At 56.2% G+C, this 18969-nt stretch carries 15 protein-coding genes and 1 tRNA gene; 9 read left to right on the top strand and 7 right to left on the bottom strand.

Annotation, left to right across the window (positions count from 1 at the left end):
- Window positions 1–195 precede the first annotated feature (195 nt).
- Both serB and mfd read right to left on the bottom strand, forming a co-directional pair.
- Window positions 196–909 carry a phosphoserine phosphatase SerB gene (gene serB / locus HHJ16_RS03265; RefSeq protein ID WP_293640574.1) on the bottom strand — a complete coding sequence of 238 codons (714 nt, stop codon included), beginning with the start codon at window positions 907–909 and terminating at the stop codon, window positions 196–198.
- Window positions 906–4394 carry a transcription-repair coupling factor gene (gene mfd, locus HHJ16_RS03260; RefSeq protein WP_293640573.1) on the bottom strand — a complete coding sequence of 1163 codons (3489 nt, stop codon included), beginning with the start codon at window positions 4392–4394 and terminating at the stop codon, window positions 906–908. The genes serB and mfd overlap by 4 nt, the downstream gene beginning before the upstream one ends.
- Before the next feature lie 172 nt (window positions 4395–4566).
- Between mfd and ispD the strand changes: the two genes are divergently transcribed.
- Together ispD and ispF are read left to right on the top strand one after the other, a co-directional pair.
- The gene (gene ispD / locus HHJ16_RS03255) at window positions 4567–5280 is read left to right on the top strand and encodes a 2-C-methyl-D-erythritol 4-phosphate cytidylyltransferase (RefSeq protein ID WP_293640785.1); all 714 of its coding nucleotides are present in this window, start codon (window positions 4567–4569) and stop codon (window positions 5278–5280) included.
- 55 nt (window positions 5281–5335) lie between these two features.
- Window positions 5336–5854 carry a 2-C-methyl-D-erythritol 2,4-cyclodiphosphate synthase gene (gene ispF / locus HHJ16_RS03250; RefSeq protein ID WP_293640571.1) on the top strand — a complete coding sequence of 173 codons (519 nt, stop codon included), beginning with the start codon at window positions 5336–5338 and terminating at the stop codon, window positions 5852–5854.
- Window positions 5855–5978: 124 nt separating this feature from the next.
- On the opposite strand, the gene HHJ16_RS03245 is transcribed toward ispF, so the two are convergent.
- Window positions 5979–7355 carry a sensor histidine kinase gene (locus HHJ16_RS03245; RefSeq protein WP_293640569.1) on the bottom strand — a complete coding sequence of 459 codons (1377 nt, stop codon included), beginning with the start codon at window positions 7353–7355 and terminating at the stop codon, window positions 5979–5981.
- Between the two features lie 141 nt (window positions 7356–7496).
- Window positions 7497–8234, bottom strand: coding sequence for a two-component system response regulator OmpR (gene ompR / locus HHJ16_RS03240; RefSeq protein ID WP_293640567.1), 738 nt, complete (start codon window positions 8232–8234; stop codon window positions 7497–7499).
- A 664-nt stretch (window positions 8235–8898) separates the two neighbouring features.
- Here ompR and HHJ16_RS03235 point away from each other — a divergent pair.
- A complete protein-coding gene (locus HHJ16_RS03235; protein WP_293640565.1) occupies window positions 8899–9606 on the top strand; it encodes an SIMPL domain-containing protein in 708 nt (235 codons plus the stop codon).
- Between the two features lie 18 nt (window positions 9607–9624).
- On the opposite strand, the gene HHJ16_RS03230 is transcribed toward HHJ16_RS03235, so the two are convergent.
- Both HHJ16_RS03230 and HHJ16_RS03225 read right to left on the bottom strand, forming a co-directional pair.
- A complete protein-coding gene (locus HHJ16_RS03230) occupies window positions 9625–10068 on the bottom strand; it encodes a multidrug/biocide efflux PACE transporter (protein WP_293640564.1) in 444 nt (147 codons plus the stop codon).
- A 372-nt stretch (window positions 10069–10440) separates the two neighbouring features.
- Window positions 10441–11034 carry an outer membrane beta-barrel protein gene (locus tag HHJ16_RS03225; protein WP_293640563.1) on the bottom strand — a complete coding sequence of 198 codons (594 nt, stop codon included), beginning with the start codon at window positions 11032–11034 and terminating at the stop codon, window positions 10441–10443.
- Between the two features lie 243 nt (window positions 11035–11277).
- Here HHJ16_RS03225 and HHJ16_RS03220 point away from each other — a divergent pair, with 243 nt between their 5' ends.
- Window positions 11278–12123 carry an N-formylglutamate amidohydrolase gene (locus tag HHJ16_RS03220; RefSeq protein WP_293640562.1) on the top strand — a complete coding sequence of 282 codons (846 nt, stop codon included), beginning with the start codon at window positions 11278–11280 and terminating at the stop codon, window positions 12121–12123.
- Window positions 12124–12337: 214 nt separating this feature from the next.
- Here HHJ16_RS03220 and HHJ16_RS03215 read toward each other — a convergent pair whose 3' ends face one another.
- Window positions 12338–13120, bottom strand: a complete 783-nt coding sequence (locus HHJ16_RS03215; RefSeq protein WP_293640561.1) for a 3-hydroxybutyrate dehydrogenase — start codon at window positions 13118–13120, stop codon at window positions 12338–12340.
- A gap of 126 nt (window positions 13121–13246) precedes the next feature.
- Between HHJ16_RS03215 and HHJ16_RS03210 the strand changes: the two genes are divergently transcribed.
- The 5 genes from HHJ16_RS03210 (at window position 13247) to rimO (ending at window position 18911) form a co-directional block, all read left to right on the top strand.
- The gene (locus tag HHJ16_RS03210) at window positions 13247–14176 is read left to right on the top strand and encodes an alpha/beta hydrolase (RefSeq protein ID WP_293640559.1); all 930 of its coding nucleotides are present in this window, start codon (window positions 13247–13249) and stop codon (window positions 14174–14176) included.
- A 35-nt stretch (window positions 14177–14211) separates the two neighbouring features.
- Window positions 14212–16473 (top strand): bifunctional (p)ppGpp synthetase/guanosine-3',5'-bis(diphosphate) 3'-pyrophosphohydrolase, encoded by a 2262-nt coding sequence (locus tag HHJ16_RS03205; protein ID WP_293640558.1) that lies wholly within the window; start codon window positions 14212–14214, stop codon window positions 16471–16473.
- A gap of 88 nt (window positions 16474–16561) precedes the next feature.
- Window positions 16562–16638: transfer RNA gene (locus tag HHJ16_RS03200), tRNA-Val, on the top strand.
- A 154-nt stretch (window positions 16639–16792) separates the two neighbouring features.
- Complete coding sequence (gene phaR / locus HHJ16_RS03195) at window positions 16793–17395, top strand: polyhydroxyalkanoate synthesis repressor PhaR (RefSeq protein WP_293640784.1); 603 nt, start codon at window positions 16793–16795, stop codon at window positions 17393–17395.
- Between the two features lie 91 nt (window positions 17396–17486).
- On the top strand, window positions 17487–18911 hold the full coding sequence (gene rimO / locus HHJ16_RS03190; RefSeq protein ID WP_293640557.1) for a 30S ribosomal protein S12 methylthiotransferase RimO: 1425 nt from the start codon (window positions 17487–17489) through the stop codon (window positions 18909–18911).
- Window positions 18912–18969: the final 58 nt, after the last annotated feature.

Here is an 18969-nt window from a genome sequence, read left to right as displayed (position 1 = left end):
CGCTATCAGACGTTTCCTACTTACTTGTAGGATCGCCACAGCCGAGAGCGGCTAAATGCCCGGATTGTTAGAAGGAATTTAGCGACGAGCCGGTGCCGCGCGGTCTTGTCGCGCTGTTGAATCAGCAGAAATTAACGGGGCCTTCACCGAACCCGTCTTCAAGTCTGCTGGCTGCCAGCGGGGGCGGCGATCCCTTTAGTCGAGCAAGATCTCGAGCAAGCGATCCAGACCGCCTTCGTTGATGGCAACCATCGCCTGCTCACGTACTTTGGGCTTGGCATGGTAAGCCACTGACAAGCCGGCCATCCCCATCATAGGCAAGTCGTTGGCGCCGTCTCCCATGGCAATGGCTTGCAGGGGATTGATGCCCAAATTTCCGCAGGTTTGAAGCAGCATCTTGCGTTTTTCTTCGCCATCGCAAATGTCGCCCCAAGGCTGGTCCACCATGCGTCCGGTCAGCAAGCCGTCTTTGATCTCCAGGACATTGGAGCGGGTGTAGTCAAGGTCCAGCTCGTCGCGGATACGGTCTGTGAAAAAAGTGAAACCTCCGCTGACCAGCAAAGTCTTCATACCTGCGGTTTTGCAGGCACGCACCAGTTCCGCCGCGCCCGGGTTGAGTTGCAGCCGCTGGGTGTAGACCTGTTCCATGTGGGCGACGGTAACGCCTTTTAGCAGCGCCACGCGCTGGCGCAGGCTTTCTTTGTAGTCAATGATTTCTCCGCGCATGGCAGCTTCGGTGATGACTGCCACTTCCGTTTTACGGCCTGCCGCATCGGCGATTTCGTCCACACACTCAATGTTGATGAGCGTGGAGTCCATGTCGAACGCGATGAGTTTGAAGTCGCTTAATTTCAAGTCCGGCGTGGCGACGTTGATGACAAGGCCAGGAGAGATTTCGGCAGGAGTCATGCGGTGATAGCTTCCGTGAGGGGTTGTCCGAGCGAGCGCAACACGTCGCGTACCATTTGCGCGCGGTCTTTGGGTTTTTCCAGCGCGCGCTCAATGCGCAGTTTGTCGTTACTGACCAGTTTAATGTGTCGGTTTTTTTGAATCAAATGCATGATGGCCATTGAGTCGATAGGAGGATCTTTTTTGAACGTGATGGTGATCGCTCCAGGAGCCGCATCGACCTTGACCACACCATAAGGTTTGGCAATCACACGCAGGCGATGCACGTCAATCAGGGTTTGGGCTTGCGCTGGCAATTTGCCAAAACGGTCGACTATTTCTTCGAGCAAGGCATCAATTTGATCAGTGTTTTTAGCCGTGGCCAGCTTTTTGTAGAAGCTCAGACGCAGATGGACATCGCCGCAGAAGTCGGAGGGTAGCAGCGCCGGGGAGTGCAAGTTAATCTCGGTGGTCACGCTTAATGGCGACAGCAAATCGGGTTCACGCCCGGCCTTGAGGGAAGCGACGGCTTCGCCGAGCATCTCGTTGTAGAGTTGAAAGCCGATTTCCAGCATATTGCCGCTTTGGTTTTCACCCAGCACCTCGCCCGTGCCACGAATCTCCAGGTCGTGCATGGCCAGGTAAAAGCCTGAGCCAAGTTCCTCCATTTGCTGGATCGCCTCCAAACGCTGGCTCGCCTGTTTGGTGAGCCCCTCAATGTCGGGCACCATGAGGTAGGCATATGCCTGATGGTGGCTCCGACCCACACGACCGCGCAGTTGGTGCAGTTGTGCCAGGCCGAACTTGTCGGCTCGGCTCATCAAGATGGTGTTCGCGCTGGGCACATCGATGCCGGTTTCAATGATGGTGGAACACAGCAGCAGGTTGTAGCGCTGGGCCACAAAGTCTTTCATCACGCGCTCAAGGTCGCGCTCGGGCATCTGGCCGTGGGCCACTGCAATCCGCGCTTCGGGCAGCAATTCTTCGAGTTTCTGCCGTCGGTTCTCAATGGTCTCCACTTCATTATGGAGAAAATAAACCTGTCCACCGCGTTTAAGCTCGCGCAGCACGGCTTCACGGATCACACCGTTGCTTTCGCTGCGCACGAAAGTCTTGATCGCCAGACGACGCTGCGGTGCGGTGGCGATGACGCTGAGGTCGCGCAGGCCTTCCAGTGCCATGCCCAGCGTGCGCGGAATAGGCGTGGCGGTAAGCGTCAGCACATCTACCTCGGCGCGAATGGCTTTCATGGATTCTTTGTGACGCACACCAAACCGGTGCTCTTCGTCAATGATGAGCAGGCCCAGCTGCTGGAACTTCACGTCTTTGCTCAGCAGTTTATGGGTGCCCACCACGATGTCCACGCTGCCGTCAGCAAGACCTTTGACGGCAGCTGTAATTTCTTTGGCCGACCTGAAGCGACTCATTTCGGCGACCTTGACCGGCCACTTGGCAAAGCGGTCTACCAGCGTTTGGTAATGCTGCTCGGCGAGCAGCGTGGTCGGGGCGAGCAATGCGACCTGTTTGCCCCCCGTGATGGCAATAAAAGCTGCGCGCAAGGCGACTTCTGTTTTTCCGAAACCCACATCGCCGCAGATCAGCCGATCCATCGGACGCGGGCTGATCATGTCCTGAATCACCGCATGAATGGCGGCGAGTTGGTCGGCGGTTTCATCAAAACCGAAATCGTTGGCAAATGTTTCGTAGTCACTTGGTGAGTAGCGAAAGGCATGGCCTTCTCGCGCAGCGCGGCGGGCATAGATGTTCAACAGCTCGGCGGCAGAATCGCGGATTTGCTCGGCCGCCTTGCGCTTGGCTTTTTCCCACTGGCCGCTGCCTAGCCGGTGTAGCGGCGCTTCTTCGGCGCTTACACCGGTGTAGCGGCTAATCAGATGCAGCTGGCTAACCGGCACATACAGCGTGGCGTTGTCGGCATATTCAAGGTGCAAAAATTCTTGCAGCGAGGGCGAACCATCCGGGTTCTTGTCCTGACCCAAATCCATATTCATCAGACCGCGGTAGCGCCCGATGCCGTGCGCGCTGTGAACCACAGGGTCACCGACCTTGAGTTCGGAGAGATCCTTGATCAGCGCTTCGACATCGCTGACCTGCTCCTGCCGTTTGTTGCGTCGGCGAATGGTGACGCCTGCGGCAAACAGCTCCGTCTCTGTGACAAAGTCGATACCCGCTTCGATCCAGCTGAAGCCAGTGTTCAACGCTGCGGTGGCGATGCCGATTTTTTCGTCGCTGGCCTGAAAATCTTCGAGCGAGTCAAACGCGGGCGGGCTGACATTGCTGGCGCGCAGAAAGTCGAGCAGGCTTTCGCGGCGGCCATCGCTTTCGGCCAGAACCAGTACCCGGTGCGGGGTCGTACGCACGTGGCCCTTAAAACGGGCCAGCGGCTCTTCGGCGCCGCGCACGACCGCCATTTCACCGAGTTTCTGGAACTGGGCATTGTCGGCAACGTCTTCTACAGCGCCTCGTATCGCCAGTTGTGCGTATTCGTTGGCCCGGGCGTAAAACTGCTCGGTACTTAAAAAAAGCGACTCGGGTGGCAGCGCAGGACGATCAGGCGCGTCACGCACCAGCCGATAACGATCTTTGGTGTCTTGCCAGAAACGCTGAAAAGCCGGTTCCAGGTCGCCGTGCAGCACGACCGTTGCGTCATTCCCCAGGTAATCGAAGACAGTGGCGGTTTCTTCGAAAAACAGCGGCAAGTAGTATTCGATTCCGGCGGTGGCGACTCCGTTTCCCATGTCCTTGTAGAGACGGCTTTTGGTCGGATCGCCGGCGAGCAACTCGCGCCAGCGGCTGCGAAATTTGGCGCGCGCATCCTCGTCCATTGGAAACTCGCGGCCGGGCAGCAAGCGTATTTCCGGCACGGGATAGAGACTGCGCTGGCTGTCCGGGTCAAAGGTGCGAATGCTGTCGATCTCGTCGTCAAACAGGTCTACCCGGTAGGGCACCGCGGAGCCCATCGGGAAAAGGTCAATCAGGCCGCCGCGCACCGCGTACTCGCCCGGGCTGACTACCTGCGCGACGTGGCTGTAGCCGGCCAGTGTGAGTTGAGCTTTCAGCCGGGTTTCGTCGAGTTTTTGCTTGACCTTGAACTCGAACGTGTAGCCCGCCAAAAAACTGGGGGGGGCAAGTCGGTACAGCGCGGTGGTGGCTGGCACGATGACGACGTCCGCGCCAGTTTCCTTGTCGCGCTGCGAAATGCGCCAAAGCGTCGCGAGCCGTTCGCTGATGAGATCCTGGTGCGGTGAGAAGGTGTCGTAAGGCAGGGTTTCCCAGTCGGGGAAAAGCGCACAACGCAGATCAGGCGCAAAAAATGCGATCTCGTCCATCAAGCGTTGGGCGGTGCTCGCGTCCGACGTAATGATCGCGGTGGGCTTGCCTGCGGCTTTTTCACGTTGCCCCAGGCGGGCCAACAGCAAGGCGTCGGCTGAGCCTGCAGGTTGCGGTAGGGTGTAGCGTTTGCCGGAAACAAGTGAAGGTAGATGCATTAATGGGTGCGCCGTCGAAGGTCAAGTCTAGGCTTGAAAAAAGCATTCAAAAATCATTGGATGGAAAATTTGCTGCAAAAGCGGGGCAACTCATCCCACTGCGAAGTGGGCCGTTTTAGGAGCAGCAATGCTTGGTTTAAGCCTCGATTTTAGAATCTATGATGAAGTGATGATGACAAACAGTGCCAATCCCCGTTTTTTTGCACTGATCCCTTGCGCGGGGCAGGGCAGCCGCGCTGGATCGCTCGTCGCTAAACAATACCAAGTGATTGCGGGCCAGGCCATGGTTCTACACACTTTAAAGGCTTTTTTGGAGGTGGCCCGCTTGGCCCGAACGCTTGTCGTGGTGGCACCGGGCGATCAATTTTTTGGGCAGATTCAGGACAAGCCGTTTGAGGTGGTCGCGTGCGGCGGGACTAGCCGGGCCGACAGTGTGCGCAATGGCCTCGAAGCGCTGATCGATTCCGGGGCTGCGCCGCATGACTGGGTGCTCGTGCACGATGCGGCCCGGTGCCTGGTGACCGTTGCGCAAATCAACCAATTGATTGATGCCTGCCAGCAGGATGACGTGGGGGGGCTGCTCGCACACCGCTTACCGGACACACTGAAGTGTGAAGGACTGTTAGCAGACAAGGGGCGTGTGGCCGCCACGATGGACCGCGCCGACAAATGGCTGGCACAAACGCCACAGATGTTCCGCATCGGTACCTTGATGCAGGCGCTGGACGTTGCGGTGGGAGCCGTCACTGACGAATCCAGCGCCATCGAGGCTTTGGGCCTGGCCCCAAAACTCGTCCCTGGCAGCGCACAAAATTTTAAGGTCACCTATCCTGACGACTTCGTGTTGGCCGAAGCGATCCTTTTGAACCGCAGGCGCGCGGACTAATGTTTTCGCCAGCCGCGCAAAAACAATTCCTCAAATCTATTTGAAAGTCGATGCCATGAATTCCGACCAGACGCCCGAGCGCCCGCAGGTCCCACAGTTCCGATCAGTTCGGATCGGTGAAGGCTGGGATACCCATGCGCTGGTACCGGGGCGCAAGCTCATGATCGGTGGCGTTGAAATTCCACACCCGCTGGGATTGTTGGGACATTCCGACGCCGACGTCCTTTTGCATGCGATTACTGACGCATTGCTGGGCGCTGCGGGGCTGGGTGACATCGGGGCTCATTTTCCGGACACGGACGCGCGTTTTAAAGGCGCGGATTCGATGCAACTTCTTTCAGAGGTAGGGCGTCTGCTGGTCGGGCGTGGGCACACGATTGGCAACATCGACAGTACCGTGATCGCGCAGGCTCCGAAACTCGCGCCGTACATTCCAGCCATGCGCGCCCGAATCGCAGAGGCGCTGGGGGTGGAAGAAGACCGAGTCAATGTCAAAGCTAAGACTGCAGAAAAGCTCGGCCCGGTTGGGCAGGGCTTGAGCATGGAAGCTCGCGCCGTGGTGTTGCTGGTCTAGTGCTATTTTATTGATAGCATAATAGGACGGTTTGCTAAGTCTAAAGCCAGATTATTTAAAAGACAGCTCGCGGCATAGCCGACGATGCACACCTTCTTTAAATGCCAACGTTGCCGAAGAAACGTTAAGCCCTGCGCAACTTGATATGCGCGACCAGTCCACCTGAAGCCGTGTTGGCCAAACTAAACATACCGCCCATGCGGTGAATGGTTTTTTCGACAATCGCCAAGCCTAAGCCGGCACCCGTTGCCGCGGTGCGGGCTGCGTCACCCCGAAAAAACGGGCTTGTAAGCTTGGGAAGAATTTCAGGCGCCACTCCCTTGCCATGGTCACGCACTTTGATCAGCACCCATTGGTCGCGAATCCGGGCAACAATTTCGACCCAGGCGATACCCGTTTCAGGGGTTTTGCCATAACGCCTGGCATTTTCAAGCAGGTTGGAGATGACGCGAGAAAGCTCAACCTGATCAGCCAGAATAGTCATGTTCTCAGAAATGTTCACGGTCACGCGCATGTCTTCATAGTCGGATACGGCGTACACGGCAGCGGCAACCACGGCATTCAGAGACACTGCCTCAAGGTGCGGTGGCTCGGGCCGCGCGTAGTCCAGAAATTTATCGATGATCGCATCGAGCTGGGCAATGTCCGCCGCCATGTGGGCGCGCGCATCGAGGTCTGACACGCTCAGTTCGGTTTCCAGTCGCAGGCGCGCCAGCGGCGTGCGCAAATCGTGGGAAATGCCGGCCAACATGATGACGCGGTCCTGCTCTATTTTTGACAGTTGCTCAGCCATCCGGTTAAAGCCGATATTGACCTCACGGATCTCGCTGGTGGCGACTTTCTCGTCGAGCCGACTGGCATCGAAATCCCCATCACGCATGCGGCTGGCCGCAAACGAAAGCTGCTTGAGCGGCCGGTTGATCAGGCGCGCGATGAAGGCCGCTCCGGCGAGCGATAAGGCGGCGGCTGTAATGAGCCAGATCACCCAGGTGCTGTTGCGAGAGGGGCCGACTTTAGAGGGGTCGGTGAGCAGCCAATAAGAGTCTTCGTCGATGGTAAAGCCGACCCACAAACCCTTTTGCCCATTGACAGCGCTGGCTACAACCGTGTCATAGCCCAGTCGGGTCTTAAGTTTTTCTCCAATGCGCTTGCCCAGTTCGTCGCTATCGAACAGTTCGAACTTGTCGGTGGGTTCACGCTGCGTGATGCGGACCTGCTCCTCGTCGGCCAGGGTCTTGATCAATGAGACGCGGGCGATGGAATCGGAATAGCGAAGCGCGACACGGCTCAAATTGACGAGCGATGCGAGCTGCTGCGCGCTTTGGATCGCGCGCGGTTCGGATTCCAGCGCGCGGAAGGTTTGCAGCCAGGCCACAATTGAGCCGAACAGGAGCAGCGCCAGAAAGAAAAAGGTCCGCCAGAACAGGCTGTAGCCCCTGTGCGGTCGCATTTCCAGCGGCGCAGGTCCAGTTTCAAGCGGCATTGGATTAGTAGCGTCCATGGGGGAGATGACAGGGACTTGGCGATGCGAAGATGGACGTGGCTATCTCAAAGTATCAAGCGCCCGGTGCCCGACAACAAGACGATGGGAGCACGCAATGGCGCTTGCGATTCGGGCAAAGGTCGGCGTATCCGGTGTGGCCTAGTTGGTTCCGTCCGGTACAAACACATAGCCGATGCCCCAGACTGTCTGGATGTAGCGCGGCACGGCGGCGTCCATCTCGATCAATTTTCGGAGGCGTGACACCTGCACGTCCAAGCTGCGGTCAAAGGGCTCGAACTCACGGCCACGCGCCAGTTGCGCCAGTTTTTCGCGGGAAAGCGGCTGACGGGGGTGGCGCACCAAGGTTTTTAGCATGGCAAATTCGCCCGTGGTAAGGGGCAACTCTTCGCCATTTTTATGCAGAGTCCTGAGGCCCATGTCAAACGAAAATGGGCCGAATGTAATCACCTCTTGGTCACTGGACGGTGCACCCGGCACCTCGGCTGCGGGTCGGCGGCGCAAGACAGCGTGAATCCGAGCCAGTAGTTCCCGCGGATTGAAGGGTTTGGCCAGGTAATCATCGGCGCCGACTTCCAGCCCGACGATGCGGTCTACGTCTTCGCCCTTGGCCGTGAGCATGATGATGGGTGTACGGTCATTGGCCGCACGCAAGCGACGGCAAATGGAGAGGCCGTCTTCGCCGGGCATCATCAGGTCCAGCACGATCAGATCGACGGCGTCGCGCATCATGATGCGGTTGAGTGCCTTGCTGTCTTCTGCGAGGATCACCTCAAAACCTTCCTGGGCCAAATAGCGGCGTAATAGGTCGCGAATTCGAGCGTCATCATCAAGAATCAGGATTTTGTCGGCACGAGCCGTTGAGGTAGCTTGAGTCATAGGTATTTGGTAATTTGTAACAGCGCTATTCTGAGCGCTGAAACCTCAAGATGTCTCTTTTTTTAGTCACCTTGACACACTATTACAAAAGTTTCTATTACATGCAGATGGTAAACCTAAAGGCTTATTGGCGTTACTTAAGTCTCAAAACGTTGTTCTAAAAAGGCTTAGTCGCCCATTGAAGAGTGGGTACTTTTCTGAGACGAACTCTCTCTTAAAAGTCAAAATAATCCACCTATGAGAACGTCAAAAATAATCACTTTCTCGCCCGATTGCCCTGGCCGACGTGTGTATCCATGCGGTTGTGTCGCGACGGATGTTCGCCGGGGCAACTTGGAATTTTCCGTAGCGCGTCAGCATTTCGCCCGACATGTTGAAGGTGGATGACTTGACAGGTCTATCGGTAAGACTGATTTTTTTGGTCAAGTGCTGGTATTTGATGCGTCTTTTCCTTGCGTACCTATTAATCAACGTCAATAAACCGCGTTCGGCTTAGAGGCGGTATCACCAACGCGATAGCCGTGTTGAATAGACCCCCGACTTGTTGCGGCCGGATAGCAAGCAAAATGCAAGGTACCGCGCCGGCTTTCCTTTACGCCGCGTCGCCAGGGAATTTTTTTCCTGTTTCTATTGCTTTTTCACCACCTGAAAGGTAAATAATTCAATGCGTACTACAAAACTAATAGCAGCTTCTGCCCTGTTGGCTTGCGTGACAGGGGTATTTGCGCAGTCTGCACAGCGTGAATCGCTGCAGAATGTGGCACAGCTCTCAGCCAGCGGAACGGTGGAAGTGCAGCAAGATTTAATTTCAATATCGATGAACACCACGCGCGACGGCGCCGACGCGAGCAGCGTCCAGACACAGCTTAAGCAGGCGCTCGATGCCGCGCTGGCCCAAGCTAAGCAAGCCGCAGTGCCCAGTCAGATGGAGGTACGAACTGGCAACTTCAGTCTCAACCCGCGCTTTGGAAAAGACGGCAAGATCAATGGTTGGAGCGGTTCTACCGAATTGGTTCTGGAAGGCAAGGATTTTCCACGTATCACCAGTACGGCCGGAAAGATTCAGACCCTCACCATGGGGAGTGTCAGTTTTGCCCTGAGTCGAGAGCGACGCGCCAAGGTGGAGGGCGACGCACAAACCGAGGCGATTGAGCACTTCAAGTCCAAAGCGGGCGAAATCGCCAAAAGCTTTGGTTTTGGCGGCTACGCTTTGCGCGAGGTCTCCATCAACTCCAGCGACCAGGGGTACACGCCGCGTCCACGCTTGATGGCCATGCAGGCAAAGGTGGGAACGTCAGATTCGCCAATTTCGGTGGAAGCCGGCAAGAGCACGGTGGTGGTGAACGTCAGCGGTTCAGTTCAAATGAAGTAACGCCTTGGCAAAACGGCCTCAAGCAGTTACGGAGTTGCGTCGGCGAGCAACTATCGCCTCGCGCACATGGTCGTAGGTCCAGTTGAAAGCGAAGCTATAGGGCAGGAAGAAGAGTGCGATACCGATGTCCAGCACAAAGGCCTCCCAAAGACCGATGTTCAGCCACCAAGCGGCCAGCGGCACCACGGCCATGATCAGACCCACTTCGAACAACACAGCATGTACGCCCCGCGCTAACAGCGTCCGTTTGAAGCCCATGCGGCGCTGTGCCCGGTCGAAGAGGGCGTTGAACACCATATTCCAGACCATTGCGATCAGAGAAATCATCAGTGTTAACAGACCGATGTGCAGTAGCGGATAGCCTAGCAACCAGGCACCCGCAGGCGCACAAATACCGATAGCCAAGATCTCGAATCCGAGGGCATGGAAAAAACGTTCCTTGACTGATTTTTGGAGACTCATGGTGCAGTTTTCGCGCTGAAATTTAGAAGTGGAGTGTATTTTCGACGTTATTTTGAATGGCTTGAGAAGCATCCAAAAAACGGGACTCAGAAACTGAGCCGTTTAATCAAGCACGGCGACTTGGGTTCTGCTGCAAAAACCTGGCAGGTGGCTGCAGGGCCAAGGCGGCGCCCCGCGCAAGCTTAAGGCGTTGACGCGCTTTTGAATGAAATAGCCCGGAAGCTTGTAAGGGAGTGGACAGGCCTGGCTTAATTTTTTAGTGATGAGAAAAACGGTTTCTCGTGCAAAAAAAGCCTGCAGACCTTAACAGGTCTGCAGGCTTGACGTTAGCAGCTTGCTCAAAGTACTGCTTGAACTCAAATAATGTTTTTGTTAGAACCGATAGCGAGCACCCAGGGTGGTTGCGCTAATGCGGTTGCGGCCACTATTCGGGAATTTCAGGTCATGCTCGTCGTATTGCAGGACTGCCGACCAGTTGGGGGTGAATAGATATTCAGCGCCCAGACCGTACGAAACGCCGAAGCCGGTTTCGCTACCGGACCCGACTCCCGATGCGGGTGCTGACGACACGTTGGTTCTGCCGTAGGTCGTGCCTAATTTACCCAGCAAGTTGAACGATGAACTGAGCGGCAATTTGCCAACCAAACTTAGATTGATGCCTTCGGCTTTGGTGGTACCGCCAGCACGGGACACCCTGCCGAAGTTGGTATAACCCAATTCCAGGCCAAAATTGTTATTGAAGTAGCTGCCGCCGTAAATGTTATAGGCCGAGTCTCTCTTGTCTGAAGAAAACCCGCCCGCACCGTTGTCGAGTGAAAAATTGGATTGGCCCGCATTCAAACCAATGTACCCTGAGCCGGGTGCGTACAGTGAGTAATCGCTGCTTTGAGCCTGGACGCTTGTACCGACTGCCAGCGCGGCCATGGCGACTGCCATGGTGGAAAAAGTTCGAGTAAATAATTGCATGGTTAAGGCCTTAGAAAAATGATTCAACTCCGGTGGGAGAGAAAACTGCGCATTCGGTTTCCTTTCTAAAATATAAATGGGCTGTGTGCCTGCATTTGTGAGTTGGCAAAGTCAATGTTTGTAGGACAGATAGAACTTTACAAGCCACTTGCATGGCGCGCGCTGAGTTTTAATTCGCCACGCGGCTAGTTGCCAAGAGCGGTTGATAGGGCTCGCCTGAAGGCTGGCTGCTAAAGTTGGGTCATGCCGTTTATTACCCATTTGCCAGGAAGCTGTGCACTGGTGCTCGACTCTCCTCACAGCGGAACCACCTACCCAGCAGATTTTTTGTATGCGTGCGAGCTGATGCCTCTGCGCCGGGCTGAAGACACCCATGTCGAAAAGCTCTACGACTTCGCCCAGACCTTGGGCGTGCACTGGATCGAGGCGCACTTTCCTCGCAGCTATCTTGACGTCAACCGCAACACGACGGAGTTGGATGTCACGCTGCTCGACGCGTTTTGGCCTGAGCCGGTTGAGGCAGACCCAAAAGCACTTTCCAAGGTTCGTTTGGGTAAGGGTTTGATTTGGCGAAGCACCGACGAAGGCATCCCCATTTATGCGCGCAAGCTTTCGGTAAAAGAGGTTCAGGCGCGCATCGATCGATGCTGGAGGCCCTACCACGCGGCAGTGGCGCAGGCCATTGCCTCAGCGCACCAGAAGAAGGGCTATTGCATCCACGTGAACTGCCACTCCATGCCTGCCATAGCGGCGAGCAGTGCGACCGATTTTCCGGGAGAGGTGCATGCGGACTTCGTGGTGGGCGACAGAGACGGCAGCACAGCGAGTCCTGCGCTGTCCAAACTGGTGTGCCGGTATTTGAGCGAACGAGGTTACAGCGTTTCCTACAACCATCCTTACAAGGGCGTGGAGTTGGTACGACGTTACGGCAACCCCGCGCTGCATCGGCACAGCCTTCAGCTGGAAATCAACCGCAAGCTCTATATGAATGAAGCGACGCTTAAGTTGACATCGGGTTTTGGCGCCCTGAAAGCCACGCTGCATGGACTGGTCGAGTTGCTGCTTGATACCGATCCGCGACCGCTTTGAGCGTTTCGAGGTTGGCTATCCAGGGCTGCCGGCTGAATGGATTTAGGCGGTGAGAAAAATTTCACCAACCTAGGACTTTTGGTTGCAAGCGGTGCAGTGCCAGATGGATTTGAATCAATTCACCTGGCTGCGATCGAATCGCCAAAGCGAACTACTCTGATCGCAATCAACGTGTGGGTCTGCCGACTGTTTTAAAGCGTATTAAAAATCTTGCTTATTGAGCGACCCAGCCACCATCCATATTCCAGGCGACGCCGCGCACATTGTTGCCAGCCGGCGAGCAGAAAAACACGGCCAACGCACCGAGCTCTTCCGGTGTGGTGAATTGCAGGGAAGGCTCTTTTTCGCCCAGCAAATGCTGCATCGCCTCTTCATTGGAAATGCCGCCCTCGGCAGCCTTTGCATCGACCTGCTTTTGCACCAATGGGGTTAGCACCCAACCCGGACAGATGGCGTTGCAGGTGATACCCGAGGTGGCGTTTTCCAGGGCTGTGACTTTGGTCAGCCCTACGATACCGTGCTTGGCAGCGACATAGGCCGACTTTTCCGGAGAACCGACCAGGCCGTGAGCCGAAGCGATGTTTATGATCCGGCCCCATCCCTTTCCACTGTCGGCAGCTTGCATGGCGGGTAGCGCCAAACGGGTGGCATGAAAGGCACTGCTCAGGTTGATGGCGATGATGGCATCCCATTTTTCAACTGGAAAATTTTCGATTCGGGCCACGTGCTGGATGCCTGCGTTATTGACCAGAATATCGACCCGGCTAAATTTGGCGGCGGCAAACTTCATCATGTCTTCAATGTCAGCGGGCTTGCTCATGTCGGCACCGTGATACGCCACTTCGACGCCCAACGCGGCAATCTGGGCTTTCGGCCCGTCAACGTCCCCGAACCCATTTAGAACGATGTTCGCCCCTTGGGCGGCCAGGGCCTTGGCAATTCCCAGGCCGATGCCGCTGGTGGAGCCTGTGACAAGAGCCGTTTTACCTTTGAGCATATGTTTCTCCGGATGATTTACGATGGTTGACTTGTGATTTGAGCAGCGTTACGCGGATAGGCGACGCAAAATTTGCTGAAGTAATTATCAAGCCTTATCAACCTCTCTGTCCTGACTGTCTGCACCATGATTGAACCTAGCCTGAATTACGTCTCCTGCCCCGATGCCGCAGCCGGTCATCGCATGGCCTATTGGCAGTGGGGCCAGCCAAATGCCGAACACGTTGTGCTGTGCGTGCATGGACTGACTCGGCAAGGGCGGGATTTTGACGTGCTCGCCCGGGCCTTATGTGAGCAAGCTGCGCAGTTGGTTGATCGCCCGGGCGGCATTCGCGTGATCTGTCCCGATGTGGTGGGCCGTGGGGCGAGTGACTGGCTGAAAGATCCCATGGGCTATCAGATACCGGCCTATGCGGCAGACATGGTGGTTTTACTGGCCCAGCTGCATGCGCGATCTCCTGTCGTGACGCTGGACTGGGTGGGTACCAGCATGGGCGGGCTGATTGGCCTGCTGGTTTGCGGCCAGCCTGACCTTCCGCTTCCCGTACCGGTGCGTCGGCTGGTGTTGAATGACGTCGGACCAGCCCTGCAGTGGCAAGCGATTGTGCGGATTGGGGCTTACCTTGGACAGGCGGGCCATTTCAGCACGGTGCAGGCGGCAGCCGACGCGATGTGGGTCATTTCTAAAAGTTTTGGCCCCCACACGCCAGAACAGTGGTTGGCGCTGTCACGCCCCATGCTCAAGCCGGTTTCAGCCGCAACCGACAGTCCGTTGCGACTGCATTACGACCCCGCGATTGCCGTGCCGTTTCAGTTGACCACTGAAATTTCAACGCAGCAGGACGAAGTCGCGCTCTGGGGGCTTTACGACACTATCAGAACCCAGACACTGCTCACCCGGGGCGCGTTGTCCGATTTGCTCAGTCCCGAGACAGCTCACGCGATGACGAAACGAGGCCCGCATGCCCGTCTGGTGGAGTTTGAAGGGGTCGGACATGCGCCAACCCTGATTGCGAAAGACCAGGTTGAGGTTGTCACGAGATTCTTGTTGGATTGATGCTTGATCGCAGGTCAAATTTTTATCAAGTTTTCATGAAAAATAATATCGTTGAGCCTCATGGCCCAACGGCCTTTCACGGAATCCCCGCCACCATCGTGACGGCCACGGCTGACAGCCTCCAGGATCAGCCGAATGCGTTGGCACGAGCCCGCGCTTTTGCCGAGCCGCTGATCGCCAGCGAAACGTTGGATACCGGCGAAAATATCTTGGCACATGCCGATGCGGTGGCGGCCATTCTCAAGTCGGTCGGTGGTTCGGAAGCCATGCAGGCCGCGACGTATCTGGTCCATTCGTGCCAGCACCTTCAGCGGCCGCAGGACGTGATTGCTAAAGCCTTTGGAGCCAACTATGCAGCACTTGCGATAGAAACGACCAAGCTGGTTCAGGTGCAGCGCCAGGCGCGTACCGCAGATCCCAAAGCGCAGCTGCTGGAAGACCCCGCTGCGCAGACTGAGAACGTCCGCAAGATGCTGCTGGCTTTTTCGCGCGATTTGCGGGTGGTCATGCTGCGGCTGGCCTCTCGCCTGCAGACTTTGCGCCACTATGCGGCGACCAAGCAAGTGGCCCCGGCCGCTTTGGCTTACGAATCGCTGCACGTTTTTGCGCCATTGGCCAACCGATTGGGTATCTGGCAGATCAAATGGGAAATGGAAGACTTGTCTTTCCGTTTTCTTGAACCCGATACCTACCGAAAAACAGCCCGATTGCTCGATCAAAAACGGGTAGAACGCGAAGGATTCATGGAGGCCCTGCGTGCACAGCTTGAGGGCGAGCTGAATCAGGCGGGAATCGCCGCGCTGGTGCAGGGTAGACCCAAACACATTTACAGCATTGTCAAAAAAATGCGTGGCAAGTCGCTTGACTTTGACCAGGTGTTTGACATTCGAGCCTTGCGCGTGATTGCGGCGGATGTAAACGGCTGCTATGCGGCTTTGGGGTTCGTTCACTCGCGATTTATCCCAGTTGACGGTGAATTTGACGACTATATTGCCAAGCCAAAAACCAATGGGTATCAGTCTTTGCATACCGTGGTCCGTGACGAGGCGGGCAGGGCGGTTGAAATCCAAATACGCACGCAAGCCATGCACGACTATGCGGAAAATGGCGTCGCGGCCCATTGGGCCTATAAAGAGGCTGGCACCAAGGGCTACAGCGGTGTGTCGGCCAGCAGCGAATACGACGTCAAGATCGCTGTCCTGCGGCAATTGCTGGCATGGGAGCGTGACCTCTCAGGTCCCGCTGCACAGCGCGCGCGGGATGACAAGCAAGGCTTGTTTGAAGACCGCATTTATGTGCTGACGCCCGATGCCGCTATTGTGGAATTGCCCCAAGGCGCCACAACCGTGGATTTTGCCTACAGCGTGCACACCAGTCTGGGCCACCGCTGCCGCGGAGCCCGAATTGACGGCGTCATGGTGCCGCTGAATACACCGTTGCAAAACGGTCAGACGGTTGAAGTGATCACGGTCAAAGAGGGGGGGCCTTCTCGTGACTGGCTTAACCCGGAGTTGGGCTTTCTGTCGAGCCATAGGGCGAAATCAAAAGTGCGTGCGTGGTTCAACACATTGGCCATGGCCCAAACCGTCGCAAAAGGTCGAGAAGCCGTTGAAAAGCTTCTGCAGCGCGAAGGCAAAACCGCCATGAAGCTGGATGCGTTAGCGCTTCAACTGGGTTTCAAAGCAGCCGACGACTTGTTTGAAGTAGTGGGTAAAGATGAGTTGTCCCTGCGCACTATCGAAAACCTGCTCAGACCGCCGGAGCCAGTGACGGTGCAAGACAGCTACGTGGTGGCCAGAAAACCCCATCAGCCCGGCAGATCCGGCCAGCGCGGTAAGGGGAGCGTGCTGGTGGTGGGCGTTGACTCCTTGTTAACGCAGTTGGCAAAGTGCTGCAAACCCGCGCCACCTGACGACATTCTCGGTTTTGTGACCAAGGGACGGGGCGTCAGCATTCATCGCAGCGACTGCAGTAATTTTCGCAACATGGCCAGCGGAAGCCCTGACCGTGTAATTGAAGTCGAATGGAACTCCTCCAAAACGCCGGACGGCTCCGTTTATCCGGTCGATGTGGCCGTGGAAGCTGCGGACCGGCAGGGCTTGCTGCGCGACATTTCTGAGGTGTTCACCAAGGAGAAGATGAACGTGATCGGTGTGCAGACCCAGTCGGTCAAGGATAATCGGGGAGGCACCGCCAGGATGACCTTCACGGTGGAGGTGGCGCAATCAAGCCGTCTCAAACAGGTGCTGAGCATCGTGGCTGAGGTGCCCGGGGTGCGATCAGCTCGAAGACGGTGACGGATAGCGCGTTTATTTTTGGGCATTTCTGACAGCAGGGCTGGACCGTGGGTTTGCCCTGCTACAATATTAGGATCGAACAGTATTTAGGCGCGTAGCTCAGCTGGTTAGAGCACCACCTTGACATGGTGGGGGTCGTTGGTTCGAGTCCAATCGCGCCTACCAATTTCTTTGCAGACGTTCCTTGTTTTTGATGCCGCACTTTGTGCTCAGCAGCTTATCGCACAGGGAAAATCAGGGAAATTGCGTACATACAAACTTCCTAGAATGTGCCGAACTTCTGCGTGTCGCCGCAAGTCGTCATTCACAGGGCAAATTTATGCAGAAAAGCAAATCTACTAGCCAGAAATTGGCTGAATCACCATCGCCGGCCAGCGCCGCTACCGGAGACATTCCCAGCGCCAGGAAAAGCAAAGAGGGGACGATCCGCGTCATCAAGAAATATCCGAACCGGCGGTTGTACGATACCGAAACTTCGACCTACATCACGCTGACCGATGTCCGTCAACTGGTAATGGACAGCGCGCAGTTTGTCGTGCGCGATGCCAAAACCAACGAAGACCTCACGCGAAGCATTCTGCTGCAGATCATTCTCGAAGAAGAGGCCGGCGGAGCTCCCATGTTCACCGAAGCGGTGTTGGGGAACATTATCCGTTTTTACGGTAACGCGATGCAGGGCTTCATGGGCGCCTATCTTGAAAAAAACGTTCAGACGTTTATGGATCTGCAGCTCAAAATGGCTGAGCAGTCAAAGGGGCTCAGCCCCGAAATGTGGGCTCAGTTTATGAACGCGAAGTCCCCCATGATGCAGGGCATGATGGGCAACTATGTCGAGCAATCCAAAGACGTTTTTACCCAGTTGCAGGAACAAATGCAGAAGCAGAATGAGCAGATGTTGTCGGCTTTCGGGTTGAAGCGCTGACGTTAACTCGTGATTTGTTTCCTGACGACAATCCAGGGTGTGTTCAGGGACTTTCGCTGGTGGTACGGCCTGCTCTGAGACAATAGAGTTTATGAGCGAAGTTATTTCCCCCACCCCTTTTCCCCCGATTCCTGCTCCCGGTATCAAGCCAGCTCCACGCGTCGGTTTCGTCAGTTTGGGTTGCCCCAAGGCGCTGACCGACTCCGAGTTGATCCTGACACAACTCAGCGCTGAAGGCTACGAGACCTCCAAAACTTTCGAAGGCGCAGACCTGGTGATCGTCAATACCTGCGGCTTCATTGACGACGCCGTCCGGGAAAGTCTGGACACCATTGGTGAGGCCTTGGCTACAAACGGCAAGGTCATCGTCACCGGCTGTTTGGGGGCCAAGGTGAGTGATGACGGTAATAATCTGGTGCGCCGGATGCACCCGAGTGTGCTGGCGGTGACCGGCCCCCACGCCACGCAGGAAGTCATGGATGCGGTGCACTCGAATCTTCCCAAGCCGCACCATCCGTTTGTTGATCTAGTACCCAATTCCTTTGGTATTGCCGGCATCAAGCTCACGCCCCGACACTATGCCTACCTGAAGATCAGCGAAGGCTGCAACCATCGCTGTACCTTCTGCATTATTCCGTCCATGCGCGGTGACTTGGTGTCGCGGCCTATCGGCGATGTGCTGAACGAAGCGCGCGCGTTGTTTGAAGGCGGCGTGAAAGAATTGCTGGTGATCAGCCAAGACACCTCGGCCTACGGCGTCGATGTGAAATATCGCACCGGCTTCTGGGAGGGTAAGCCGATCAAAACCCGTATGTTGGAGCTGGTCCAGGCACTCGGCGATATCGCCGAGCCCTTTGGCGCGTGGGTGCGTTTGCACTACGTGTATCCCTATCCCAGCGTGGACGAGGTGCTGCCGCTGATGGCGACAGGAAAGGTTTTGCCCTATTTGGACGTGCCCTTTCAACACAGTCATCCCGACGTTCTAAAGCGTATGAAACGGCCAGCCAGTGGCGAGAAGAACCTGGAACGGATTGGGCGCTGGCGCGACCTATGCCCAGAGATCGTCATTCGCAGCACCTTTATTGCAGGCTTTCCCGGTGAAACCGAATCCGAATTCGAACATTTACTTGATTTTTTGCGCGAGGCCAAAATTGATCGGGCAGGCTGTTTCGCCTACAGCGCGGTGGAAGGCGCAACCGCCAACCTGATTCCTGGCATGCTGCCGCTGGAAGTGCGGGAAGATCGGCGAGCGCGTTTCATGGCGGTTGCTGAAGCGGTATCCAGCAAGAAGTTGCAGCACCGTGTGGGTGCGATCATGCAAGTGTTGGTGGACTCTGCGCCGGCCCTGGGCCGAAAAGGCGCGATAGGCCGTTCTTACGCTGATGCGCCCGAGATTGATGGCGTGGTCAAACTGCTGCCGCCCGAGAAAATCAGTAAAACGCTGAAGGTTGGCGAATTTACGAAGGCCCGCATTGTCGGAGCTCAAGGCCATGACTTGATTGCTGTTCCGATTTGATTTGCCGGATTAAAACTTGGTAACGAGACCGAATTCTGCCGGGGCAAAGCATACGAGA

The organism is Polaromonas sp., assembly GCF_012927485.1.
Classification (GTDB): domain Bacteria; phylum Pseudomonadota; class Gammaproteobacteria; order Burkholderiales; family Burkholderiaceae_C; genus Polaromonas.
Note: the sequence above shows the minus strand (reverse complement) of the source record. Positions and strands in the feature narration are given on the sequence as shown.